Source organism: Streptomyces sp. NBC_01460 (assembly GCF_036227405.1).
GTDB lineage: Bacteria > Actinomycetota > Actinomycetes > Streptomycetales > Streptomycetaceae > Streptomyces.
In genome coordinates this window covers 7,770,050-7,795,053 of the sequence record NZ_CP109473.1, presented here as the reverse complement: position 1 = coordinate 7,795,053, position 25,004 = coordinate 7,770,050, and the positions used below count along the sequence as shown (strand labels likewise).

Sequence of the window (25,004 nt, the reverse complement as noted above, 5' to 3'; positions counted from 1 at the left end):
ACCGTGTCCGGCGGACCGGTTCTCACGCGGGGGCGGGCACCGTGGGCACGAGTGTGTGCAGTTCGCGCAGTTCCTCCTGGACCGCGGAGGCCAGCCGGTCGAGGTCGGGCAGCGCCTTCCCGTCGGCGACCAGTCCGACCTGTACCCGCCCGCCGTAGGTGGACAGGGCGACGGCCAGGGACTGTCCACGGGCCAGTGGCGCCATGGGGTAGACGGCGCGCAGGGGGCATCCGCCGAGCGAGAGCGCCGAGCGGGGCAGGGGCACGCTGGTGACCAGGATGTCGAAGAGCATCCGGGCCGCGTTCCCGGCGAGCGGTGCGCCGAACCGGTGGGCCAGCGCGGGCAGCTGGTCGGCCAGGACGGCGACGGCGCCCGCGCCGCGCAGCGGTCCGGCCGCCTTGTTGCGGACCATGCCCGTACGGACGAGGCGCAGCCGTTCGCGGGGATCGGGTTCGCCGACGGGCAGCCCGAGCAGGTAGGCGGACAGCTTGTTCCCGGTGGCCGCTCCACCGGGCCGGCGCCGTGAGACCGGCACCAGGGCGCGCGGGTCGGCACCGGGGAGCGGCTCCCCCCGTTCGACCATCCAGCGCCGCAGCGCGCCGGCGACGACCGCGAGCAGGACGTCGTTGGCCGTGCCGCCCTCGGTGCGCCGGATGCGCTGCACCGTCCCGGCGTCGAGCTCGGCCGTAGCCAGTCGGCGCGTACCGCTGGAGCGTGCGGTCAGCGCGGTGGTGGCGCGCAGGTCCAGGCGGCTGGCGCGGACCACCGAGGCGCCGACCCCCAGCGCCCGCCGGACGTCCCCGAGCCGGTCCATCGCGATGCCGGCCGCCTCGTAGGGGCCGGGCAGCCAGGAGCGGGGCGGCACGGGGCTCCGGCGGCGCACCACGCCGCGGCCCGCGCCGGCGGAGGCGATCTGGTCGAAGATGCCGGCGCCGATGGCGACGGCCCTCATGCCGTCGGCGAGCGCGTGGTGCAGCTTCACGAGGACGGCGAAGGGGCCGTCACCCGGGCTGTCGAGGAGGTACATCTGCCAGGGCGGGAGCCCCCGCCCGAGCGGCCGCTCCATGAGCTCGCCGGCGAGCCGGGTCGCCCCCGCCATGAAGTCGCCCGCCGGGAGCACGACCCGCCTGACGTGCCGGTGCACGTCGAAGTCCTTGTCGGTGAACCAGGCGGCGCCTCCCACGGGCAGCAGGACGTCGCGCACCCGCATCCGGAGCCGGGGGATCGCTTCGGCGCGGGCTCCGAGGAGTTCGAGCAGGTCCTGCGCGGCCACGCCGGGCACCGGGTCGAAGACGGCGAGCGCACCGAGGTGCATCGGATGGGCATCGGATTCGAGGTGCCAGAAAGCCAGATCAAGAGGGGCCAGAAGCTCGGTACTCAACGGGGCCTCGCGTCGTCGGCAACGGAACGGCGGGATCGCAGTCAATCCCGCAAGCTCAGTTACGGTCAAGTATGGACATGTTACGTACTGTTACAGTCTCACTGTGTCCCGGCCTCGGCGCTACCGGTGGTCCTCGATGAGGAATTCGCACCACACGCACTTGCCGTTGCCGCGGGACTCCACCCCCCAGACGTCGGCCAGCCGGTCGACGAGCATGAGCCCGCGGCCCGAGACCCCGGATTCCCCCGCCTCCCTGCGTCGGGGCAGCGCGCTGGAGCGGTCCTCGACATCGACCCGGAGGCGGCGTTCGGATCCGGTGAGCACCCGGATGGTGACGATGGCGCCGCCGTCGGTGTGCATCAGCGCGTTGGTGATCAGCTCGTCCGCCGCCAGCTCGACCTCGTCCGCCCGGCCCTTCGCCCCCCAGGCGCGCACCGCCGCACGGATCATGTGACGGGCGGAGGTGAGCGCCTCGGGGTCGTTCTGGGCGACGTGCTGCTGGAGCCGGCCGCCCGGGTGGGGGGCGTGGGCCGCGTTGCGGCGGAGCAGGAGCATCGCCATGTCGTCCTCACCGCCCCGCTCGTCGACGACCTCGCAGAGCCGGTCGGCCAGTTTCTGGAGGTCCTCCGGGCCGTCGCGCACGGTGGACGCGAGCAGCAGCAGCCCCTCGTCGAGGTCGGTGCCCGGGAGCTCCACCATGCCGTCGGTGTAGAGGATCATCGTCTGGCCCGGGTCCAGGTCGACGGTGCTGACCGGGTACTCGAGCTGCCCGAACTCCGCGGACAGCCCCAGCGGCATGCCGCCCTCGACCGGCAGTTTGCGGCAGTTCCCGTCGACGTCCCGCAGGGCGGGATCGACGTGCCCGGCCCTCACCAGCTGGACCACTCCGGTGGTCATGTCCGCTTCGGCGTACGTGCAGGTCGCGAAGCGGTCGGTGTCGAGTTCGTGCAGGAACACGGAGGCGCGCGCCATGACCGTGGCGGGGCTGTGCCCTTCGGCCGCGTAGGCGCGCAGCACGATCCGGAGCTGCCCCATCACGGCCGCCGCGTGCGTGTCGTGCCCCTGTACGTCGCCGATGACGGCGCCGACCCGGCCCCCGGGCAGCGGGATGATGTCGTACCAGTCCCCGCCGATGTCCCGGCCGAGCCGCGCCGAGCGGTAGCGGACGGCGACCTGCGCCCCCGGCACCTCGGGGATCCGGCGCGGCAGCATCGCCTGCTGGAGCCCTTCGGCGAGATCGTGCTCCTGCTCGTAGAGCATCGCCCGCTGCAGGCTCTGGGCGATCGAGCTGCCGAGGGCCACGAGAAGGTTCCGCTCGTCGCTGGTGAATCCCGCCTTGTTGCCGTACAGGAGCCCGAGTGCGCCGATCGGGCGGGCCTGGGCGATGAGGGGCATGTACGCGGCCGCGGTGATGCCCAGGTGGCTGATGTGGGGCCAGAGGATGGGGTAGGAAGCCGCGAAGTCCTCGGGGGTCTCGATGAAACGCGGCGTGAGCGTGCGGATCACTTCGCTCATCGGATACGGCTCGTCGGTCCGGGTGTAGCGGGTGCCCTGCACGAACGCCCCTTCGGGACCGTCCGCCACCAGGTGGATGCGCCCGGATTCGAGCAGCCCCATGACGAGGCTGGTGGCGCCGAGGTTGGCCAGCCCCCGGGAGCTCTTCAGGACCTCGGTGACGTCCTTGACCGTCCGCGCGTGGGCCAGGGCCGCCGTGGTGCCCTCGACCAGGCTGGTGCGGCGCCGCCGTTCCTCGTCGACGGTCCGCCGGGCGGTGGATTCGGCCAGTTCCTGGGTGGCGTCCCGGATGATGCCGATGATCCGGCGGGGCCGCCCGGTGCCGTCGCGGCGGATGAACCCCTGGGTGTGGGTCCAGCTCAGCGTTCCGTCCCGCTGCATCCTGCGGAAGTACGCGCCGTAGTTGTTGCGGCCGCTCTTGAGCGCCTGGGACACCATGCCGTCGAGCCGGATCGCCTCGTCGGCGGGCACGCGCTGCGCGAGCCCTTCCGGGCGGCCGTCGTACTCGTCGGGGCGCAGTTCGAACACGTCGAGGGCGGGCTCGTCCATGTGCATGAGGCCGCTGTCCAGATCCCAGTCGAAGCTGCCCATTCGGTTCAGGGCGAGGCTGAGGTCCGGGTGGGCGGGCCAGTCGTCCGGGAGTGACAGGGCACCCGCTACCCGATCATCCATGTGCGCCACTCTGCCATTATTTGTCCGATTCCTCGACTGAACAGGCCGCCTTGAACGCGTTCAAGACAAGCTCTATGCTCGGCCCGAGCAGAATTGAACAAGTTCAATTCCGTTCGGGCTGTACGCGATGGGGCTTGTTCGTCATGAGGCGGGGGTGGGCACGGTGTCCGTACTGGTCGGACTGATCGTGATGCTGGGCATGCTGGTGATCGTGCCGATGGGCCTGGGGCTCGTCGGCGACCCGGCGCTCGCCCGGATACGGCACTGGTGGCCGCTCTTCGCGCTGCCCGGCGCGGTCTCCCTGTGGCTGCCGCGCGGCGCCACCGCCACCGCGCTCTCCCTCTGCTACGCGCTGGGGACGCTGCTCCTCGCCTCCCACGCACCCCGGCGCCTCGCCCGCACGCGCAGCGCACGGCCGGTGGAGGCAGCCCTGCTCACGGCCCTGGTCACCCCGTCCATCGCGGCGCTCGCCCTCGTCGCCGAGCGCTCGGGCCACGAACTGTTCGGATTCGGGCTCGGCATCCTGGCGCTGACCGTGCCGCACTTCCACTTCGCCGGCTTCGCCGCCGCCCTCGTCGCCGGCCTCGCCTGCCGGGCGGAGGACGGCACGGCGGGCCGGTTCGCCGCCCTGAGCGTCCCGCTCGGCACCCTGCTCGTCCTCGTCGGCTACTTCGCCGGTGAGTGGACCGAGCTGGCAGGGGCGCTCCTGCTCACGGCGGGGATGTGGACGGTCGCCCTGCTGACCTGGCGCACCGTCCGCACCGACGGCCGTGACCGCCTCACCCGTACCCTGCTCACCGTGTCGGCCGGCGTGCTCGTGGCCACCATGGTGCTCGCGCTGAGCTGGGCACTGGGCGAGGCCACCGGACTCCCCCACCCCACCCTGACCTGGATGGCCGCCACGCACGGGCTCGGCAACGCGCTGGGCTTCGCCCTCTGCGCGCTGCTGGCCCGGCGCCGGCTCCAGGACCTCACCCACCCGGAAGGCAGGACCGCATGAGCACCCTGACGTACCCGGAGGCCGGAGCCACCCGGCTCGGACCGCTGCCGGACGGCTACAACCACCTGCACCACCGCGCCGCGATCGGCAGGGGCCGCGCGGACTTCGAGGCCGCGGGCGCCGCCGTCACCGAGTGGCGCGTGCACCGGGCCGCGGGTGCCGGGGTGAAGGCCTCCGCCCCGCGGGCCGCCGCCGGGGTCACCGTCGACGTGTCTGCGGCCATCGGACGGCTCCGCGTCACCGCCCCCTGCGAGGTCGTCTGGACCACGTACGAGGAGGACCGCACCGGCTTCGCCTACGGCACCAGGCCGGGACACCCGGAACGCGGGGAGGAGAGCTTCGTGGTGGAGCTGGCGGACGACGGCACCGTGTGGTTCACCGTCACCGCGTTCTCACGGCCGGCCTGCTGGTACGCCCGGCTGGCGGGCCCGCTCGTACCGGTGGCGCAGCACTGGTACGCGCGCCGGCTCGCCACCGTGCTCCGCCGGACGGTGGCGGCTGCCTGACGGCGGTCCGGGCCGGATACTGGAGACGATGGAGTGGTTCACCGCAGACGGCTACTGGCTGAGCAGGCTGGTCTTCCAGCGGGGGCTGGCCGCCGTCTATCTCGTCGCTTTCGTCGCCGCGGCGCTCCAGTTCCGGGCGCTGATCGGTTCACACGGCATGCTCCCCGTGCCCGACCTCCTGCGGCGTACCTCGTGGCGGGCCGCGCCCGGACTGTTCCGGCTCCATTACTCCGACCGCTTCTTCGCGCTGGTCGCGTGGACCGGTGCCGCGGTGTCGCTCACTCTGCTGGCCGGCGTGGACGGCTACGTCCCCCTGTGGGCGGCGATGGCCCTGTGGGCGGTGCCGTGGGTGCTCTACCTGTCCGTCGTCCAGGTCGGACAGGTCTGGTACGGCTTCGGCTGGGAGTCGCTCCTGCTGGAGACGGGGTTCCTGGCCGTGTTCCTCGGCAACGGGGACACGGCGGCACCGGTGCTCGTGCTGTGGCTGTTGCGCTGGCTGCTCTTCCGGGTGGAGTTCGGCGCCGGTCTCATCAAGATCCGGGGGGACGCGTGCTGGCGACGGCTGACCTGCCTGGACTTCCACCACGAGACGCAGCCCATGCCGGGCCCCCTCAGCCGGCTCTTCCACCGGCTCCCGAGCCCGGTCCACCGGGTGGAGGTCGCCGCCAACCACGTCACCCAGCTCCTGGTGCCCTTCCTGCTGTTCACCCCGCAGCCCGTGGCGAGCGTCGCGGCCGGGCTCATGGTGCTCACCCAGCTGTGGCTGGTGCTGTCGGGGAACTTCGCCTGGCTCAACTGGCTGACCATCGTCATCGCCCTCGCGGCGGTCGACTGGTCACCGGTCGCCGGCCCGCCGCCCGCCCAGCCGGCGTCGCCCCTCTGGTACGAGGTGGTGGTCCTCGCCGTCACCGCCCTCGTCCTGGCACTCAGCTACCGCCCGGCACGCAATCTCCTCTCCCGCCGCCAGGTGATGAACCGGTCCTTCGACCCGTTGCACCTGGTCAACACCTACGGAGCCTTCGGAAGTATCAGCAGGATCCGGCTGGAGGTGGTGGTCGAGGGCACCGAGGAGGCCGTGATCCACGAGGGGACCCGCTGGCTCGAATACGGGTTCCGCGGCAAGCCCGGTGATCCGCGCAGGCTCCCGCGCCAGTTCGCTCCGTACCACCTGCGGCTGGACTGGATGATGTGGTTCGCGGCGCTCTCCCCCGCGTACGCCCGCTCCTGGTTCGGTCCGTTCGTCGAACGGCTGCTGCGGGGCGACCGGGACACCCTGCGCCTCATAGGCCACAACCCGTTCCCCGACGGCCCGCCCGCCCACATCCGGGCCAGGGTCTTCCACTACCGGTACACCGACGGGCAGGAGTTGCGGGCCACCGGATGCCGATGGCACCGGACCTACGTGCGGGACTTCATGAGGCCGGTGGCCCGTCCCGTACCGCTCCGGCCCCGCGGGCACGCTCCGGAAGAGGGGTAGGCACCGCACAGGACACGGAAGCGGCCAGTGGCCAGTGGCCGAAAAGAACCTGCCCCCGTCCGGGGACGGGGGCAGGTACCGAGGCGCTGTTCCGGAAAGAGTGCGGGAGGTCAGTCGATGCCGGGCAGGATGTGCGGCTCGGCCAGATCGTCCTCGTAGCCGGCCAGCCTGATCGGTGCCGACCTGGCCCAGACCTCGATGTTCCGGAGCTTCTCGGGCCGGCGGGCCCGCTCTCCGGACAGCTCGGCCGGGCGCGTCTCGGTCTTCGTCATTTCAGGTGTCACCGCGGACTCCTTTGCGTCGCGTAACCCCGGGCGGCGACGCTGCGGCTGTGAGAACCGTGTCGACCGCCCTCTGCGGGGCAGGGGCAGAAACAGTTCGGTCGCGGTGGCGCCGGTACGGGGTGGGACGGCGGGCTGGTTACAGACCTGTCCCAGGACGGCCGAGGAAGCTTCGTGGATCCCTTGGTGGCGTCCGTTCTCCTCAGACTAACCAAATGAGCGCCGTCCCGCTCGACAGAACGTGTGGCCTGGGTCACTTTCAGCCAACAAAACGGCGACGACCCCGTGTTCTACAGGGCCGTCGCCGTGCCGCCTGTTCACGCAGGTGGCGGGAGAGACGGGAGAGGCTGGGGGGACGAGGAGCCGGACGTCACCAGCCCGCAGGCGCGTAGTCCTTCAGGAAGCAGCCGTACAGCTCCTCGCCCGCTTCACCGCGCACGATCGGGTCGTAGACCCGTGCGGCGCCGTCGACGAGGTCCAGCGGGGCGTGAAAACCCTCCTCCGCGAGGCGCATCTTGTCGGGGTGCGGGCGCTCGTCCGTGATCCATCCGGTGTCGACGGCCGTCATGAGGATGTGGTCCTTCTCGAACATCTCCTGGGCGCTGGTGCGCGTCAGCATGTTCAGCGCGGCCTTGGCCATGTTGGTGTGCGGGTGCCCCGCACCCTTGTAGCCGCGGCCGAAGACACCTTCCATCGCCGAGACGTTCACCACGTAGGCGCGGTTCGCGGCGGCGGCCATGGCCGGGCGGAGCCGGCTGATGAGGATGAACGGCGCCGTGGAGTTGCAGAGCTGGACCTCGAGGAGCTCGATCGGCTCGACCTCGTCGACGGTCTGGATCCAGCTGTTCGTGTCGTGCAGGTCGGGGACCAGGCCACCGGCGTCGATGGCCGTACCCGCGGCGATGCGGGCCGGCGAGGCGGACCCGGTCACCAGGGCGAGATCCGTGACGTCCTGGGCGCTCAGCCCCTCGCCCTCCCGGCGGGCGGCGGGCAGCGCGGCGACGCGGTCGACGGTGCCGCTGCCGAACGTGCCGATCACCTCGGCCGCGGGCAGCTCCCCCGAGGGCAGGGGGGCGGACTCGGCGGAGACCAGCTCGCTGTAGGCCCCCGGCGAGCGGCGGACGGTCTGCGCGGCGTTGTTGATCAGGATGTCCAGCGGGCCCTCGGCGGCGACCGAGTCGGCGAGGGCGACGACCTGGGCGGGGTCCCGCAGGTCGATGCCGACGATCTTCAGGCGGTGGATCCACTCGTCGCTGTCCGGCATCGCCTTGAAGCGGCGGATCGCGTCGTTGGGGAACCGGGTGGTGATGGTGGTGTGGGCGCCGTCGCGCAGCAGGCGCAGCGCGATGTACATGCCGATCTTGGCGCGGCCGCCGGTGAGCAGGGCACGGCGTCCGGTGAGATCGGTGCGCGCGTCACGCCGCTCGCGGTTCTCCTTGGCGCACTGCTGGCAGAGCTGGTGGTAGAAGGCGTCCACCTCGACGTACCGGGTCTTGCAGATGTAGCAGGACCTGGGCCGCTGGAGTATGCCCGCGATCTCGGCGGTGGCCGAGGAGGACGGCAGGACTCCCTGCGTCTCGTCGTCGATGCGCTCGGCGGAGCCGGTCGCCGTGGCCTCCGTGACGGCCTTGTCGTGCGCGGTCTTGGCGGCACGGCGCTCCTGGCGGCGGCGCTGCTTCACGGTGCGGTAGATCCCGGCGGTGGCCCGTCGCACGGCTACGGCGTCCGGGTGGTCGACCTCGATGGCGTTCAGCTCGTCGAGCACGCTCAGGCAGACGGCCAGCCGCTCCGGGTCGATACCGGGACCGAACTCGTCGATACCGGGAGCGAACTCCGGGCTGTCCTCTGTCACCGTCATTGCCGTTCCTCTGTCACTCGTCACTCATGCCGCCGTCGGGCTTCGGGTGGGGAGTGGTCCGGCCGGGGCCGGCGAGGGCAGGCGCGCACGGGCCGAATGCCCCGGTCAAGTCTGCCACGAGTCCGGCCTTGCTCAGTTCGGCGCGGCACCCTCCTTCTCCTCGGCGGAGAGCGGGGTCGCGATGTCCTCGAGGGACTTCCCCTCGGCGGCGACGGCGAAGAAGAGGGCGACCACCCCGGCGACCACCATCAGTGCCGCGCCGATGCAGAAGGCCAGGGCGGTGTCTCCCGGGACTCCGCTGGCGGTGAGGTCCGCGAAGACCAGCGGTCCCGTGATGCCACCGGCCGCCGTGCCCACGGCGTAGAAGAAGGCGATGGCCATGGCCCTCGTCTCCATCGGGAAGATCTCGCTGACGGTCAGGTAGGCGGAGCTCGCCCCGGCGGAGGCGAAGAAGAGGACCAGGCACCAGCAGCCGGTCATGGTCGCGGCGGTCAGGGACCCGCTCTCGAAGAGCCAGGCGGTCACGAAGAGCAGCACCCCGGAGGTGATGTAGGTGCCGGCGATCATCGGTTTGCGGCCGACGGTGTCGAAGAGCCTGCCGAGGAGGAGCGGCCCCATGAAGTTGCAGAACGCGATGACGGCGAAGTAGTAGCCGGTGGCGCCGCTGGAGACGTCGAAGAACTTCACCAGGATCGACCCGAACCCGAAGGTGACCGCGTTGTAGAGGAAGGCCTGCCCGATGAAGAGCGCCAGTCCGAGCACGGCCCGCTTGGGATAGGAGCGGAAGACGGTGCGGGCGATCAGGCCGAAGCCGATGCTCTTGCGCTGCCGCACGGTGATCGCCTGCTCGGCGGGCGGGAGCGGGCGCCCGGTCTCCACCTCCACCTGCTCCTCCACCCCGTCGACGAGCTTCTCGGCAGCCGCGTCCTGCCCGTGGATGAACATCCAGCGTGGGCTCTCCGGCACATGGCGGCGCACCAGCAGGATGACGAGCCCGAGGACGACGCCCAACGCGAAGGTGAGCCGCCAGCCGATGTCCTTGGGGAAGATGTCGGTGTTCAGGGCGAGGACGGAGAGCAGGGAGCCGGCCACGGCCCCCAGCCAGAAGCTGCCGTTGATGATGAGGTCGACGCGCCCCCGGTACTTGCTGGGGATCAGCTCGTCGATGGCCGAGTTGATCGCCGCGTACTCGCCTCCGATCCCGAAGCCGGTCAGGAAGCGGAAGAGGAAGAACCACCAGGCCGAGAACGAGATCGCGGTGAGCGCCGTGGCCGCCAGATAGACGGCGAGCGTGATCAGGAACAGCTTCTTGCGCCCGAAGCGGTCGGTGAGCCATCCGAAGACCAGCGCACCGGAGCAGGCACCCGCGACGTACAGCGCGGCGGCGATACCGGTGACCTGGGCGTCGGTGATGGCCAGCCCGCTGCCGTCCTCCGACAGCCGGCTGGCGATGTTGCCGACGACCGTGACCTCGAGCCCGTCGAGGATCCAGACGGTTCCGAGGCCGATCACGATCATCCAGTGCCACCGCGACCAGGGCAGCCGGTCCAGCCGTGCCGGGATCCTGGTCGTGACGGTCGCTCCGCCTGGTGCGCCGGTGACGCTCATGGGCCCTCCTCTGCTTCCGGAACACCACAGGTGCCCGGAACGAGACGCGGTTCACACATCGGCGGTGAAGAGTGACGGAAACCGTTCGCGCGACCACGGATCGTTACCCCGAACGGTCGCTTTCGCCCCTGTCGCGCGTCCGCGGAAAAAGATTCGGGATTCGGTGGCATTACTTCCGGATACCGGGGCATGCGCCCGTCACTACAGCGGACACCAGGGAGGGCGGGACCATGACGGCCATGTCAGTGCGAACCAGCGGAGCGATCGGCACGGCCGGGACTCGGACCGACGAGCAGGGTGCGGTTTCGGACATGGCGGCACTCCCCTGGATCGAGGACGCCGGCAAGGTCGCCCCGCAGGACGCGCGCGCCATGTCGAAGATCTTCTTCGACCGGCTGCAGGTCCTCGAGGAGGGCACGCACGAGTACCAGTACGCTCGCAACACCCTGATCGAGATGAATCTCTCCCTGGTGCGCTTCGCCGCCTCGCGGTTCCGTAACCGGGGCGGCGACGACACCGAGGACATCATCCAGGTGGGCACGATCGGCCTGATCAAGGCGATCGACCGGTTCGACCTCTCGCGAGAGGTCGAGTTCGCGACGTTCGCGGTGCCGTACATCGTGGGTGAGATCAAGCGGTTCTTCCGCGACACGACCTGGTCCGTGCACGTGCCGCGACGGCTGCAGGAGCTGCGCGTCGAGCTGGCCAAGGCCAAGGAGACGCTTTCGGCGAAGCTGGACCGCGACCCGACGGTCGCGGAGCTCGCCGCGCACCTCGATCTCCCCGAGGAGGAGATCATCGAGGGTCTCGTCGCTGCCAACGGCTACTCGGCGGGATCGCTGGACACCCCGAACGCGGACAGCGAGTCGGGCAGCGACCAGCGTGCCTACGCCGACCTCCTCGGCGACGACGACCCTGGCATGGAGAGCGTCGAGAACCTGCACACCCTGGCTCCGCTGCTGCGGCAGCTGGACGACCGCGAGCGGAAGATCGTCCGGATGCGCTTCGGCCAGGAGATGACCCAGGCGCAGATCGGCGCTGAACTGGGCGTCTCCCAGATGCACGTGTCGCGTCTGCTGAGCAGGATCGTCCAGCGCCTGCGCACGGGCATGAGCGTCGAGGCCTGATCCCGCAGCTCCCCCATCGAAAGACCGAGGCCCGGCCGAGTGCCGGGCCTCAGTCACATATGCTTCCTGCCGAAACGGCCGTGGGCGTCCCGTGCCGTCCGTAGGAGGGAGTGGAGAGTGGCCGAGTCACGTTCGGGCACCTCTGTACGCGTGCAGCAGACCGGCGGGATTCCGGAGCAGCACAAGGTGCTCGCCGCCGCGGACGCTTCCGTCTGGGACGTCGACGCCGTCCTGCTCCTCGTCGAGGACGATTCCGGTGACGCGCTCCTGGTCGAGGAGATGCTCACCGACAGCGAGCTGGACGCCCCGCTCACCTGGTGCAAGACGCTGGCAGAGGCCCGGCGGTTCCTCCTGGACTGCCGTTCGCCCGTCTGCGTCCTGCTGGACCTGCATCTGCCCGACGTGAACGGCATCGACGCCGTCCGCCAGCTCGTCGGGTCGGCCCCCGACGCTGCGATCATCGTGCTCACAGGGCTGGACGAGTCCAAGACCGGGCTCTCCGCGGTGGCGCAGGGCGCGCAGGACTACCTCGTGAAGGGCCGGATCGATCCCGAGATGCTGGGCCGCGCGGTCCGCTACGCCCTCCAGCGCAAGCACGCCGAGCGCTCGGCGGCCGCGATGCGGACCAGCCGGCTGATCGCCCAGGAGAACGCCCGCCTGGAGCGCGCGCTGCTGCCGATCCCGCTCCTGCGGGACGACAGCTTCCAGGTGGCCGCGCGCTACGAGGCCGGCCGTGCCCACGGGCTGCTGAGCGGTGACTTCTACGATGTCGTGCAGACCCCGGACGGTGCGGTGCACGCCGTGATCGGTGATGTGTCGGGTCACGGTGCGGCGGAGGCCGCCCTGGGGGTCTGTCTGCGGGTCGCCTGGCGCACGGCCGTCCTGACCGGTGTCAATCAGCTCGAGAAGACCGGTCTGCTGGAGGGGATACTCGTCGCCGAGCGTTCCGACCCCCATGTGTTCGCCACCGTGACCACGCTGGTCTTCCCTCCCAGCAGGGACAGGGTGCTCATCGCGCGTGCCGGGCATCCGGGGCTGCTGCTGCGGCGCGGGTCGGACGTCGACTGGGTGGAGCCCGAAGCCGGCATGGCCCTCGGGCTGCTCCCCGGCGCCGGCCGCTGGACGATCACGGAGCTGGAGCTCTTCCCCGACAGCGAGCTCGTCCTGTTCACCGACGGCCTCTTCGAGGGGCGTACGGGGCCGAGCTCCCGGCTGGGTGAGGAAGGGCTGCTCGCCATGGCCGGCAGGTACGGCGCCCTCGAACCGCGCGCGTTCGTCGACGCGCTGGTCGCCGAGGCAACCGAGAGCGCGGCCCCGTACGGCGGGCTGGCCGACGACGTGGCCGTCCTGCATGTCGGCTGGAAGGCGAAAACATGAGCACGGAGAAGCCCGGGACCGCACGACCGGGCCCCATAGCCCGTCTGTCGGTCCAGAACTGGGTCCACCTGATCCTGGCCGGTTTCGTGCTGGTGGTCTGCGGGTGCCTTGTCGTGGGCGGGCTCGTCCTCTCCCGTATCTCCGACCGCACCACGGACCTGGTGGACCGCATCCAGCCCGCCCGCTCCGCGTCGTTCCAGCTGCAGAACTCGCTCCTGGACCAGGAGACCGGCGTACGCGGCTTCGCACTCACCGGCGACACCAGCTTCCTGGAGCCCTACGAGGCCGGCAGGCGGGCCGAGCGGGAACGGCAGGCACGGGTGCACGGCCTGATCGGGAACGAGCAGCCGTACGCGGAGGACCTGGACCGGATCGAGGCGGCCGCGCGGCAGTGGCGCACCCTGCGGGCCGAGCCGCTGATCGCCGCCGTGCGGGCGAGCGGGCCCACCGGTGCGTCCTCCGCCCCCATCCTGCGGAGCAAGACGGAGTTCGACGCCCTGCGTGTGCTGTACAACGCGCAGCAGAGCCACCTGGACGACGCGCGGGACCGCGCCCGCGCCGAGCTCGGCGACGCCCGCACCACCCGCGACCGGGTACTCATCGCCCTGGTGATCTGCTTCGTGCTGACCATCGTGTCGATCGGTCTGCTGCTGCACCGCGTGGTGGGACGGCCGCTGGCCGAGCTGACCGCCGCGTCCGACAGGGTCCGGTCGGGCTCCTTCGGCAACAGCATCGAGGTCAGTGGACCTTCCGACGTCAGGGCGGTGGCCGCGGCGGCCGAGGACATGCGCCGACGCCTCGTCGCGGAGCTCGCCGATTCCCAGGACCGGGAGACGCTGCTGGCCGAGCAGACCGCGGAGCTGCGACGGTCCAACTCCGAACTGGAACAGTTCGCCTACGTGGCCTCGCACGACCTCCAGGAACCGTTGCGGAAGGTGGCCTCCTTCTGCCAGCTGCTGGAGAAGCGGTACAGCAAGGAACTGGACGACCGCGGCCGTCAGTACATCGACTTCGCGGTCGACGGCGCCAAGCGGATGCAGGTCCTCATCAACGACCTGCTGACCTTCTCCCGGGTGGGCCGGGTGCAGCAGAGCTGGAAGCCCGTCGACCTGGAGAGCTCCCTGGACCGGGCGCTGTCCAACCTCACCCTGGCCGTCGAGGAGTCGGGCGCCACCGTCGTCCGCGAGGACGCGCTGCCGGAGCTCCTCGGCGACGCGACGTCACTGACCATGGTCTGGCAGAACCTCATCGGGAACGCGATCAAGTTCCGCCGCACCGACGAGCCGTGCCGGATCACCGTGGGGTGTGTCCGGGAGGGCGAGGACTGGCACCTCACGGTCGCCGACAACGGCATCGGGATCGCGCCGGAGTTCGCCGACAAGGTGTTCATCATCTTCCAGCGTCTGCACGCCCGCGACGAGTACGAGGGAACGGGGATCGGACTCTCCCTCTGCCGCAAGATCATCGAGTTCCACGGTGGCCGGATCTGGCTGGACCCGGAGCCGGCCGAGGGCACGATGTTCCACTTCACCCTGCCCGTCCTCCCTGAGGCACCCACCCACACCACGGCGGAGCTGCTCGCTCCCGCCGCGCTCACCCCCCGGTCGGGAGACACCCCGTGAACGACGCCGTCAAGCCCATCGAGGTCCTGCTCGTCGAGGACGACCCCGGTGACGAGCTGATGACCCGTGAGGCCTTCGAGGACAACAAGATCCGCAACACGCTCCATGTGGTGCGGGACGGCCAGGAGGCGCTCGACTTCCTCTACCGCCAGGGCGAGTACGCGGACGCGCCCCGCCCGGACCTGGTGCTCCTCGACCTGAACCTGCCGAGGTACGACGGCAGGCAGGTGCTCGAGCGGATCAAGACCGACCCGGAACTGGCGCTGATCCCGGTGGTGGTCCTCACCACGTCCTCGGCCGAGGAGGACATCCTGCGCAGCTACAAACTGCACGCCAACGCCTATGTCACCAAGCCCGTCGACCTGGAGCAGTTCATCGGCGCGGTGCGCCAGATCGACGACTTCTTCGTGAGCGTGGTCCGCCTGCCCCGGCGTGCGTAAGATCTGGAGGGATCCCCCGGAGTGGGATCTCTCGACACGGGTAGACGAACGGCGAGAAGAGGTCCATGACCTCCCCTGCGGCGCCCTGGCTGGAGCACATGAACGAACAGGCCACCTCACGGTCGGACGATCCTTTCCGTGTGTCCCCGTCCACGGAGGTTCTGCTCGCCGCCGAGGTGTTCGACGGTGAACCCGGATGCATCGCCCAGGCCCGGGCGCTGGCCGACCGCTTCCTGGCGCGGCTCGTGGCGGAGTGGCTCGCGGTGCTCGGGGAGCACACCCGCAGCGACCTGATGCTGGCCGTCAGTGAGCTCGTCACCAACGCGGACCGCTACAGCCACGGCCCGTACCTTCTGGAGCTCGAGGGCGACGCCCGGCGCGTCAGCGTGACGGTGTACGACAGCAGCACGGCTCTCCCGGTGCTCTACTCCCCCGACCCGGCCCGCCTCGGCGGTCACGGCATGGAGATCGTGGTCGCGCTCTGCGACCGGCTGACCGCCGAGCGGGTGCCCGTCGGCAAGCGCATCCGCGCCGAGTTCATGCTCAGCACCTGAGCGACCCCGCGGCGCCCCTCCCCGGGGAAGAGGCCGTCTCGAGACGGTTCCGGGCACCTGGCGCAGCCGAGCGGCAGCACGGCGTGACGTTTCCGGCGAACTTCTGAGCCCTTGGGCGAGGAGGACTACCGTCGGGAGGAGGACCCGGGATCGATGGACGTACTACTGGAGCAGTACGCCGAATCGCCGCCTCAAGGACGACGACGTGACGGCTCCGACGGGACATCGTGGTGTACATGAGCTCCCTCGCGCTTTCCGTGCTGCTGTCACTGGTCTCCGCCGTCGCCTACGCGGCCGGCGCGATCGTCCAGGAGCGCGTGGCCGCGACCGGTGGCAGCGGCCCGTACGCACCGCTGCGCAACGGCGTCTGGTGGGTCGCCGTGGCACTCAACGGCGTGGGAGCGCTGCTCCACGTCGTGGCCCTCGCGTACGGCCCTCTCAGCCTCGTCCAGCCGCTCGGAGCCCTCACGATCGTCTTCGCGCTTCCCATGGCCGCGCTCTTCGTCCACCGCAGGGCGGGACGGACGGCATGGCGGGGTGCCCTGATGGCCACGGTCGGCCTGGCGGGGCTGCTCGCGCTCACGGGGAGCGCGGGGTCCCACTCCCTGGCAGGGCCGGAGCAGGTGATGCTCGCCGCGGGGACGGCCGGCGCGGTGGTGGCGCTGGTGCTCCTCGCCAAGGGGCTGCACCGGCCGATGCTGCGCAGCGTGGTGCTCGCCACGGGGGCGGGGATCGCCTTCGGGATGGCTTCGGTGTTCACGAAGACCGTGGCCGTGGAGTGGACCTCGGGTTCGGTGACGTCCGGTCTGCCGACCCTCCTGGTGATCGCCGGCCTCGCCGCCGCGGGTCTGCTGCTGTCCCAGGCCGCGTACCGGGGAGCCGGGCTGACCGCGCCGCTGGCGACGGTCACGGTGGTCAACCCGGTCGTCGCCGCGGCCGTGGGCATCACCATGTTCGGTGAGCAGTTCCGCTACGGGGTGGCGGGCACCCTGCTCGCGGTCGGCTGCGGCGCGCTGGCCGCGGCCGGCCTGGTGCTGCTGACCATGGAGCGGGTGGGCGCGGAGCAGCGTACGGGGAAACGGGCGGAGTCCGGAGCGCGGGCGCCGGAGGCGCACGCCGAGGGCGAGGGCGCTGATCACCACGTGGTGCTGCCCGAGCCGGCGAAGCCGGCGCTTCCCCAGGGTGCGGCGGTGCTGCCCGACCCCTTCCCGGCGCCGACGGCCCTCTCGCTGCCACTGACCCTGCCGCTGGACCACGGCGGCGGGCGGGTGGAGTTCGGCGGCGGCCGGACCGCTGCGGGCCCGGCTCGCCGCGGTGACTTACAGTCCCGGGCGGGGCGGCCCGTTCAGATGCTGACGCCTCCGGCCCTGAGGTAGGCCAGGGGGTCGACGTCCGAGCCGTAACCGGGGCCGGTGCGGATCTCGAAGTGCAGGTGCGGGCCGGTGCTGTTGCCGGTCGATCCCGAGCGGGCGATCCGCTGGCCGCTGCCGACCTGCTGGCCCGCGCGTACGTGGAGCGAGGAGAGGTGCGCGTACTGGCTGTACCTGCCGTCGCCGTGCCGGATGACGACCTCGTAGCCGTAGGCTCCGGCCCATCCGGCCGAGACGACCGTTCCGGAGGCCACGGCCTTCACGGAGGTGCCGGTGGGCACCGGGAAGTCCACGCCCGTGTGGTAGCCGCTCGACCAGGAGCCGGCCTGGTGGTAGGGCGTTCCCGTGCGGGCCGACACGGGGGCGGTGAGCCCGGTGCGGGGCTTGGCCGCCTTCTTCTCGGTGGGCTTCGCCGCCTTCTTCTCGGTGGGCTTCGCCGCCTGCTCGGGCGCGGCCTTCTCCGTCGCCTTCGGAGCCGCCGCCCTCTGCTTCGGGGCCACCGCGGGCTTCGGGTCCGCCAGGGGCGTCCCGGCGACGTCGAGGGTCAGCCGCTGCCCCGGGATGATGAGGTCGGGGTCGGTGCCCACCACGACGCGGTTGGCCGCGTACAACTGCTGCCAGCCGCCGCGGACCCGCTCGGCGGACGCGATGCCGGAGAGGGAGTCGCCGCGCGCGACGGTGTACGCCTCGCGTTTACCGGGCACGGCCGTCGGCGACACCTTCGCCGGCGCGCTCTCCCGGGCCGTCGCCCTCGCCGGGCGGGACTCCGCCGGCGTGCCGGTCGCGGCCTTCGTGGCGGCCGCCTGGCGCTGCGTCTGCGGGGCGATGTCCGGCGCGTCGCCGCCCTGCTTCAGGCCGGCCCGTACGGAACACGTCGGCCATGCCCCCGGGCCCTGGCCGTCGAGCACCTTCTCGGCGACGGCTATCTGCTGGTCCCTGGTCGCCAGGTCGGCCCGTGCGGCGTAGGCCGTGCCGCCGTAGGCGGCCCAGGTCGACCGGGTGAACTGCAGGCCGCCGTAATAGCCGTTACCCGTGTTGATGTGCCAGTTGCCGGTCGACTCGCAGGCGGCGACCTTCTCCCACACATCGGTCGAGGCGGCCCCCGCCGAGGCCGCCGTGAGAAGCGGAAGCGCGATGCCCGCGCCGCCCGCCGTCACCGTGAGCGAGGCACGGTTGATCCGGCTGGGCTGATATCTGCGGTGCCGTCCGTTCGCGGCCATGATCAGGCTCCCCCACTGGCTGTAGGACACGTCGCAAGCGGCCAACGTATGGGCAGACAGCGGGTGATGACAAGTGAACAGTGGGCGACCGCCCGCCCGTCGCACCGGCGCACCACCCTCGCCGCCCGGGCCCGCACCGGCCGCCCGACCAGTCGCGTCGACTCGGGAGAGCGCTCTATCTCCCCCTGTTCCTGATGCTATAAATGCCCTCATGACGGATGCTCTGCGGCCGACCGGTGCGACGCCCACCCTGGAAGACGTGGCGCGGGCGGCCGGCGTCTCGCGCGCCACGGTCTCGCGTGTCGTCAACGGGGTGCGCAACGTGGACCCGTCGATCCAGGAGGCCGTGCGGCAGGCGATCTCGGTCACGGGGTACACGCCCAACCGCGCGGCCCGCTCCCTCGTCACCCGGCGCACGGACGCCATCGCGCTGGTGGTGTCGGGGGCGGGCGTCGAGCCGGCCGGGGAGGGATCTGCCGGGGAGGGGTCCTTCACGGCCCAGGTCTTCGCCGACCCCTTCTTCGGCCGGGTGGTGACCGGAGTCGTCAACTACCTGCGGCCGCGCGGCATACACCCGGTGCTGATGTTCGCCGAGACGTCGAAGGCACGGGACGAGGTCGTGGCCTATCTGCGGCAGGGCAGCGCCGACGGGGCCCTGATCGTGTCGACCCACGCGGAGGACCCGCTGCCGGGCATGGTCGTGGACGCCGGACTGCCCGCCGTGCTGTACGCGCGCCCCGCCCGGCCCGTCCGGATCAGTTACGTCGACCTGGCCCACCGCGACGGCGCCCGGCTGGCCGCCGAGCACCTGCTGGCGCGGGGCTGCCGCCGGATCGTCACCATCAGCGGGCCCCTGGACATACCGGCGGGGCAGGAGCGACTGGCGGGATTCCGGGACACCGTGGCACGGGTCGGGCACGGCGATGTGCCGGTCGCCGAGGGAGAGTTCACCCAGGAGAGCGGCGAAGCCGCGATGGAGCGACTGCTGGCCGAACACCCGGACCTGGACGGGGTGTTCGCCGGGAACGACCTGATGGCGACGGGCGCCTGCCATGTGCTGCGGGACCACGGGAGGCGGGTACCCGAGGACGTGGCCGTGATCGGCTTCGACGACAGCAGCGCCGCCTCCGCCTGCCGGCCGCCACTGACGACGGTACGACAGCCCGTGGAGGACATGGCCGCGGAGATGACCGGACTGCTGCTGGACCGGCTGGCCGCACCGGACAGACCGGCGACATCGGTGATCTTCGAACCGGTGCTCGTCGTCCGGGATTCGGCCTAGCACGGCAACCCTCTTCGGCCTGACGGGTGGGCAGTTCCGGACGGGCTGTCCGTGTCGTTCCTGGTGGCTGGGGCGAGGTCGGTCCTGTCGGTGCCTTCATCGGTGCGACCCGTGCAGGACGTGTTCGACGGGTGCGGGACGGCGGTGGACGCAGCGGGTCGCTGAAGTCGGACCCTCCGGTCCCGGACCCGCCGCATGACGGAGTGCGGACGGTCCCTGGAGGGGGAGCGCGCATCTCTCGCTCACATCAGGATGCGCTGCGCCCTGGCGTACTGGTGGATCAGCTCGCCACCGATCTCCGAGGCCAGCGCGGCGGTGATCCCGGAACGGTCCTGGGGCGGCGACACCCCCATCACCTCGAACCCGACCGGGCACAGGTCTCCGACACAACGCAGCAGCCCGAGTACCTCCCGTGAGGTGAGCCCGCCCGGCACCCGGATGCCGGTACCGGGGGCGAAGGCCGGGTCGGCGACGTCGACCGCCACCGAGACGTAGACGGGCCGGCGACCGATCCGGTGCCGCACGAATCCGGCGGCGCCGCGGACGCCCAGCCGGCCGAACCGGCCGACGTCGAGCGTCACCCCGCCCTGGGCACGACCGGAGTCACCGGCGCCGCGCAGGCCGATCCGGACCATCGCCGACGGGTCGACGAGGTGTTCGTCGACCGCCTGGTACAGCACATCACCGTGGAGGTGCGAGCCCGCGGGATCCGCGGCCAGACGGAGAAGGGCGACAGGACCGTGTATCTCGGCCACCGCGCGCAGCGCCGCCAGGGTCAGTGACCGGCTGCCGCCGAGCAGCAGCACGGCGGCATTGCCTGCGAGGAGGTGGGACAGACGCTTGTACAGGACGTCGGAGGCGGCACCCGAGATCCACGGCGTCAGATCGAGGTCTCCTCCGTCCACACAGTCGACGAGATCGAAGGTGCCCGGGCCGCGGTCCGCACCGGGAACGTGCGCGAAGGCGGACGCGTCCCGCACGGCACCCGGTCCCAGGCGAGTCCCGGGGCACCGGCCCGACTCGTCGTACGGCACCCCGAGAACCACGAGGTCACGGGCTGTCGGGTCCCGGTCGAGCGGCAGCCGCATGAATGTGTGGGGCCGCGCGCGGGAGCGCGCCGGCTGGTCGATGCGCTCCACGGTCAAACGTTCCCTCCAGGCTCGGCGAGCTGTCGGCAAAGGGCGGACCGACCCCCCGGGGACGATCGGAAGGCGGCCTCCGACCACTGTGCCCGCGACGGCTCTCCCCGCTCTCCCCGCGTACCCGCACCGGCGCGGACGGCTGCATGACGCACGGGCGGGAAGGCCCCGCCCCTCCCCCGCCCCCACACCCTTCCGCCTTGCGGACACGCCCGCCGGCGGCCGGAGACGCCCCCGTAGCGGAAGGCAGTGTTCTGGCGACCCCGCCTTCGGTTCCGGCTGATCTCGTCGAGGGGGACCCACGCGCCTGCCAGGTGCCGTCGAGGGCGGGCCGTCACCGGAGACCCGCGGGTGCTGAGGCGCTGTCACCACGGCAACACGCTCACGCCGCTGACGGCCGCCGGGCCTTCTCAGGGCCTCCACCTCCGAGTCGTTCGTACGTGGACGGGCTGCGGCGGCCGGTCCCGGTTCGCGCCTCGTGCCCCCTCGTCACCTGGAGGCCGTGGACCTGGCCGCCGTACTCACCTGAGGGAGGCGCCGTCCTCCGGCATGCCGTACAGGTCCAGGTAGGAAGGGAAGAAGCCGCCGGGGGTGTCGGTGGTCCGTGCGGCGAGCGCCGCGTGCACCACGGCCCGGGAGACCACGTCGGCACCCGCCGAGAGGATCTCGTTGGCCGCCGCCACCTCGGTGTGGGCCCGCCAGCCCGTGCGGTCCTCGGTCCCGTCCGCCTCACCGCCTGCCAGGGGCAGCCGGCCTGTCGACAGCGCGAACACGGTGTCGCCGTCGGTCAGCAGGTGCACCGGCCTGATCGCCCGGGCCAGGCCGTCGTGCGCGGTGCCCGCCAGTTTCTGCGCCTGGGGTCGGGTGAGGGCGGCGTCGGTCGCCACGACGGCCAAGGTCGTGTTCAGCTGCCTTACCTCGTCGGCCTGCCGCCGTCGGCTCTCCTCGCGCGCGACGGCAAGACGCTCCGTCGCCCGGGCGTGTACGGCGGCTTGCGGGAACGGGGTGTGCAGGCCGCGGGCCCGGAATTCGTCCCCCACCTCCGTCCAGGCTCCGTACAGCGCACCGGTGGACGGGTCCACGAGCGAGCCCGAGGCGTTCACCGCGGCGAGGGCCGCGACCGTCGCTCCGGACGGCAGCACGATGCTCGCGGTGCCGATGCCGCCCTTCATCCCACCGGCCACCGCGCCCGTGCCGGCCCCGGCGCAGCCCTGGACGACGGCCCCGCCCTCATCACCGCCGGCCGCCCCCTCGACCGCCTCCCGACCCACCTCCGCCCCTGGCCGGGCCGTCCAGAGACCCCCGCGTCCCAGGTCGAACAGGGCTGCGGCGGGGACGACCGGCACCACCTGGGCCCGGCCGGGCCCCACCCGGAAACCACGGCCCCGTTCCTCCAGCCAGGCGGCGACGCCGGACGCCGCGTCGAGGCCGAAGGCGCTGCCACCGGTCAGCACCACCGCGTCGATCCGCGCCACCAGGTTGCGCGGATCCAGGGCGTCGGTCTCCCGGGTCCCCGGCCCGCCGCCGCGTACGTCGACCGCCGCGACCATTCCGTCCTCCGGGGCGAGGACCGCGGTGACACCGGTCAGCCAGCCGTCCCCGGTGCGCGCGGCGTGCCCGACCCGGATCCCGGCCACGTCCGTCAACGCGTTGCGCGGTCCGGTGCGCGGTGCCGGTCCGGGTGTCCGCATCCCACTCATCCGCTGCCCTCAGCTCTCTCGCCTGTCGCGGCGGCGCCGGTTCGCACCGCACTCCCGTCCACATGATCCTCCGGGCGGGCCGGGCAGAAGCGCCGGTTCCCGCAGAACCTCCCCGGCCGGGCCCGGTGTTCCCTACGCTTGTCGTCCGTGGCTGACGACCCGACGGACGCACCCGGCGACGACGTGCCGTCCTGGCTGACCGACCTGGTCCGCAGGACCTACGGCGACCTCCCGCCGGAGCTGGCGCGGTACGCGGGCCCGGTGCCCGCGCATGCGCGGGGCTCCGCCGTCCTGGTGCTCCTCGGCGCCGGCGTCCAGGGTCCGGACCTGCTCTTCCTGCGCCGTTCCGGAGCCCTGCGGAACCACCCCGGCCAGGTGTGCTTCCCCGGTGGCTCCTCCGCTCCCGGTGACGGCGGCCCCGTGGGCACCGCGCTGCGCGAGACGTGTGAGGAGACGGGGCTGGACCCTTCGAAGGTCCGGATCGGCGGCGCGCTGGCCCCGCTGAACCTCGCCCACAGCGGCTTCTCGGTCGTTCCCGTGCTCGGCTGGTGGGGGGTGGGCAGCCGGATCGACGGGGACGGCGAGGAGATCGTGTCCGTCCACCGGGTGCCTCTCGCGGACCTCGCCGACCCCGGGGCGCGGCTGCTCGTCCGGTTCCCGGACGGCCATCTCAGCCCCGGATTCCTGGCCGGCGACGTGTTCGTGTGGGGGTTCACCGCCGCCCTCACCGCGTGGCTGCTGCGGCTCGGCGGCTGGGAACGGCCCTGGGCCTCCGACCGGATCGAGGATCTGTCCGACGCCCGGCGCCGCTACGGAGGCGGCCCGCCCCCCTGAGCCGGACCCGCGGCGGCGGTCCTCTCGCCGGAGGTGGGGCCCGCCCGCCGTGATGCCCGTTCCCGCTGCCCCGCGCGGAAACCGTCGACCGGTCCCGAGGACGAGCGCAGCAACGACAGGTACGCGGACGTCTCCACCGCCACGGCCTCCTCGACGGTCCGGCCGAGGCCGCCCATCACCGCCGCCTTCAGATGCCGCAGGCAGTCGCCCGGGACATCGGCCAGGGTGCGGGCGAACAAGGCGGTCTCCTCACGGAGCCGGTCCCGCGGCACCGCGCGCAGCGCCAGTCCCTTGTCGACGGCCTCGGCGGCCGACAGCCACCGGCCGGTCATCAGCAGCTCCATCGCCGGCTGCAGGCCCATCTTCCGGATGGTTCGGTGGGTGGCGCCGGCACCCGGCATGTGACCGTACGGTGTGTGCACGTCGCCGATCCGGGCCTCCTCGGCGATCAGCACGAAGTCGCAGGCCACCACCATCTCGAAGCCGCTGGCGCGCGCCTTGGCCTGCACCATGGCGATCGTCGGCACCGGCAGGCGCTCCAGGGCGAAGACGACCCGGTTCAGCCGTTCCAGATAGGCGGCGAACAGATCGGAATCGGCTTCCTCACCGTCCAGGACCTCGGTGAGGAAACCGAGGTCGCTGCCGATGCAGAAGGCCCGGTCGCCGGCACCGGTGAGGACGAGCACCTGGCTGGAACCGTCGTCGGCGACGCGGGCGAAGGCGTCCAGCAGTTCGTGGTGCATCTGCTCGGTGGTGGCGTTGAGCCGCTCGGGGCGGTTGAGCGTGACCCAGGCGATCCCGTCGGCGCGTTCCAGCAGAATCGTCTCGTACACCGGGTCCGTCCCCTGCGCCGTCACCGGGCGAGCTCCGCCGCGAGCGGGAGCCCGGTCAGGGTCTCACCGCGCGCGCACACGTCCGCCCGGACGAAGACGAGGGCGTAGGCGCGGCGGGGGCCGTCGGTGCGGTTCGGCCCGGAGCCGTGCAGGGTGTTGGCGTGGTGGACCAGCGCGCTGCCCGCGGGCACCGGGTACGCCACGGGTTCCTGCTCGCTGTGGGCCTCGACCAGGACGGCGCCCTCCTCCGGCCGGGTGTGTTCCACCCGGCCCCACCGGTGGCTTCCGAGGACGTACTGGACGCAGCCGTTCTCCGGCGTGGCGTCGTCCAGCGCCATCCACACCGTGACGGCCTCGGGCGGGGTGAGGTGCCAGTAGCGGTTGTCCTGGTGCAGGACGAGACGGCTGCGTTCGCCCTTGCCTCCCGGCTTGTAGAAGGAATGGTCGCGGAGCAGGCGCACGGGTCCGCCGAGCAGTCCCTCCACCCGCCGGTAGAGGTCGGGGCGGCGGACCTGGGCCTCGCAGGCCGGGTCGGACTGCCACAGGTTCACCTTCTGCAGCAGAGCCAGGTCCAGCGGTCGGCCCCTGCGCTCCGACAGGTCTCGTACCCCTTCCACCGGCCGGCCGTCGTCGAAGAAGGCCCGCTCCACGCTCCCCCGGAGATCCGCCACCTGCCGGGGCGTCAGCACGTGGTCCCAGCGGACCACTCCGTCGCGCCGGAAGACCTCGCGCTCACCGGCTGCCGGATCCGTCGTGGTCGTCGGCTCCACCGCGCCGGAGGACGAGTGGAAAGCGGTCATGACACTCCTCGGGCAGGGAGGGGCCGGGCAGTCACGGTGCGGCGGGCGGACCGGCCTGGCCGGCCCGGGGCCCTCGCGTCGGACACCGCACGATGCTGCCACAGGGCCGGCCCCCGGCCCATAGGCCGGGACGCCATCGCGGTGATGCGCCCACGGCATGGCTCCCGCGGGCCGGACCCACTCATGCCACCGGCGGGTTCGGGTGACCCGCGATTGGCATTGGACGCCGCTCCGACGTGCGGTGTCCCCTGTACTGCGGCTTGCAAAGCCCCATGTGACCCCCGTCCATGCGAGCCGTTCCGGAACCGCTCCCGCCTCCTCACAGGCGGCAGGCACGGCATCACCATGTTCGCCCGTCCCACGGAGCCGGGTGCACGGGCTGTGCGGGCAGTCGGTCGGTGCCCCGGG

The 25,004-nt window shown here is 72.0% G+C and carries 21 protein-coding genes; 11 read left to right on the top strand and 10 right to left on the bottom strand.

What is annotated here, in order from left to right:
- Positions 1–22: 22 nt before the first annotated feature.
- Complete coding sequence (locus tag OG488_RS34830; RefSeq protein ID WP_329236551.1) at positions 23–1,381, bottom strand: wax ester/triacylglycerol synthase family O-acyltransferase; 1,359 nt, start codon at positions 1,379–1,381, stop codon at positions 23–25.
- Positions 1,382–1,501: 120 nt separating this feature from the next.
- On the bottom strand, positions 1,502–3,568 hold the full coding sequence (locus OG488_RS34825; protein WP_329236549.1) for a SpoIIE family protein phosphatase: 2,067 nt from the start codon (positions 3,566–3,568) through the stop codon (positions 1,502–1,504).
- Positions 3,569–3,731: 163 nt separating this feature from the next.
- On the opposite strand from OG488_RS34825, the gene OG488_RS34820 reads away from it, so the two are divergent.
- From OG488_RS34820 to OG488_RS34810, 3 genes are read left to right on the top strand one after another with little or no spacing between them, the layout of a single operon-like run.
- A complete protein-coding gene (locus OG488_RS34820; protein ID WP_329236547.1) occupies positions 3,732–4,568 on the top strand; it encodes a YndJ family protein in 837 nt (278 codons plus the stop codon).
- The gene (locus OG488_RS34815) at positions 4,565–5,074 is read left to right on the top strand and encodes a DUF1990 family protein (protein WP_329236545.1); all 510 of its coding nucleotides are present in this window, start codon (positions 4,565–4,567) and stop codon (positions 5,072–5,074) included. Before OG488_RS34820 ends, OG488_RS34815 begins: the two co-directional genes overlap by 4 nt.
- 28 nt (positions 5,075–5,102) lie before the next feature.
- The gene (locus OG488_RS34810) at positions 5,103–6,551 is read left to right on the top strand and encodes a lipase maturation factor family protein (protein ID WP_329236543.1); all 1,449 of its coding nucleotides are present in this window, start codon (positions 5,103–5,105) and stop codon (positions 6,549–6,551) included.
- Between the two features lie 110 nt (positions 6,552–6,661).
- Here OG488_RS34810 and OG488_RS34805 read toward each other — a convergent pair whose 3' ends face one another.
- The 3 genes from OG488_RS34805 to OG488_RS34795 form a co-directional block, all read right to left on the bottom strand.
- Complete coding sequence (locus OG488_RS34805; protein WP_167359509.1) at positions 6,662–6,835, bottom strand: hypothetical protein; 174 nt, start codon at positions 6,833–6,835, stop codon at positions 6,662–6,664.
- Between the two features lie 367 nt (positions 6,836–7,202).
- Complete coding sequence (locus OG488_RS34800; protein ID WP_329236541.1) at positions 7,203–8,690, bottom strand: SDR family NAD(P)-dependent oxidoreductase; 1,488 nt, start codon at positions 8,688–8,690, stop codon at positions 7,203–7,205.
- A 132-nt stretch (positions 8,691–8,822) separates the two neighbouring features.
- Positions 8,823–10,298: an MFS transporter gene (locus OG488_RS34795; protein WP_329236539.1), complete on the bottom strand. Its 1,476-nt coding sequence runs from the start codon at positions 10,296–10,298 to the stop codon at positions 8,823–8,825.
- A 230-nt stretch (positions 10,299–10,528) separates the two neighbouring features.
- Here OG488_RS34795 and OG488_RS34790 point away from each other — a divergent pair, with 230 nt between their 5' ends.
- The 6 genes from OG488_RS34790 (at position 10,529) to OG488_RS34765 (ending at position 16,794) form a co-directional block, all read left to right on the top strand.
- Positions 10,529–11,425 (top strand): RNA polymerase sigma factor SigF, encoded by an 897-nt coding sequence (locus OG488_RS34790; protein ID WP_329236537.1) that lies wholly within the window; start codon positions 10,529–10,531, stop codon positions 11,423–11,425.
- Positions 11,426–11,542: 117 nt separating this feature from the next.
- Positions 11,543–12,802, top strand: coding sequence for a PP2C family protein-serine/threonine phosphatase (locus tag OG488_RS34785; RefSeq protein ID WP_443074256.1), 1,260 nt, complete (start codon positions 11,543–11,545; stop codon positions 12,800–12,802).
- Complete coding sequence (locus tag OG488_RS34780; RefSeq protein WP_329236535.1) at positions 12,799–14,424, top strand: sensor histidine kinase; 1,626 nt, start codon at positions 12,799–12,801, stop codon at positions 14,422–14,424. Before OG488_RS34785 ends, OG488_RS34780 begins: the two co-directional genes overlap by 4 nt.
- On the top strand, positions 14,421–14,864 hold the full coding sequence (locus OG488_RS34775) for a response regulator (protein WP_147960939.1): 444 nt from the start codon (positions 14,421–14,423) through the stop codon (positions 14,862–14,864). Before OG488_RS34780 ends, OG488_RS34775 begins: the two co-directional genes overlap by 4 nt.
- Before the next feature lie 98 nt (positions 14,865–14,962).
- Positions 14,963–15,418 (top strand): ATP-binding protein, encoded by a 456-nt coding sequence (locus OG488_RS34770; protein WP_329239226.1) that lies wholly within the window; start codon positions 14,963–14,965, stop codon positions 15,416–15,418.
- 236 nt (positions 15,419–15,654) lie between these two features.
- Positions 15,655–16,794, top strand: a complete 1,140-nt coding sequence (locus OG488_RS34765) for a DMT family transporter (RefSeq protein ID WP_329236527.1) — start codon at positions 15,655–15,657, stop codon at positions 16,792–16,794.
- On the opposite strand, the gene OG488_RS34760 is transcribed toward OG488_RS34765, so the two are convergent.
- Entirely contained in the window at positions 16,764–18,008 is a 1,245-nt protein-coding gene (locus OG488_RS34760) for a transglycosylase family protein (protein WP_329236525.1), read from the bottom strand. The genes OG488_RS34765 and OG488_RS34760 overlap by 31 nt on opposite strands.
- Before the next feature lie 211 nt (positions 18,009–18,219).
- Between OG488_RS34760 and OG488_RS34755 the strand changes: the two genes are divergently transcribed.
- Positions 18,220–19,290 carry a LacI family DNA-binding transcriptional regulator gene (locus OG488_RS34755; protein WP_329236523.1) on the top strand — a complete coding sequence of 357 codons (1,071 nt, stop codon included), beginning with the start codon at positions 18,220–18,222 and terminating at the stop codon, positions 19,288–19,290.
- Positions 19,291–19,532: 242 nt separating this feature from the next.
- On the opposite strand, the gene OG488_RS34750 is transcribed toward OG488_RS34755, so the two are convergent.
- Together OG488_RS34750 and OG488_RS34745 are read right to left on the bottom strand one after the other, a co-directional pair.
- Complete coding sequence (locus OG488_RS34750; RefSeq protein ID WP_329236521.1) at positions 19,533–20,429, bottom strand: arginase family protein; 897 nt, start codon at positions 20,427–20,429, stop codon at positions 19,533–19,535.
- A gap of 521 nt (positions 20,430–20,950) precedes the next feature.
- A complete protein-coding gene (locus OG488_RS34745) occupies positions 20,951–22,129 on the bottom strand; it encodes a P1 family peptidase (protein WP_329236519.1) in 1,179 nt (392 codons plus the stop codon).
- Positions 22,130–22,276: 147 nt separating this feature from the next.
- Between OG488_RS34745 and OG488_RS34740 the strand changes: the two genes are divergently transcribed.
- Entirely contained in the window at positions 22,277–22,963 is a 687-nt protein-coding gene (locus OG488_RS34740) for an NUDIX hydrolase (RefSeq protein WP_329236517.1), read from the top strand.
- Here the strand turns inward: OG488_RS34740 and OG488_RS34735 are convergent.
- Positions 22,939–23,796 carry an enoyl-CoA hydratase/isomerase family protein gene (locus tag OG488_RS34735; RefSeq protein ID WP_329236515.1) on the bottom strand — a complete coding sequence of 286 codons (858 nt, stop codon included), beginning with the start codon at positions 23,794–23,796 and terminating at the stop codon, positions 22,939–22,941. The genes OG488_RS34740 and OG488_RS34735 overlap by 25 nt on opposite strands.
- 20 nt (positions 23,797–23,816) lie before the next feature.
- Complete coding sequence (locus OG488_RS34730) at positions 23,817–24,596, bottom strand: phytanoyl-CoA dioxygenase family protein (protein ID WP_329236513.1); 780 nt, start codon at positions 24,594–24,596, stop codon at positions 23,817–23,819.
- Positions 24,597–25,004 lie beyond the last annotated feature (408 nt).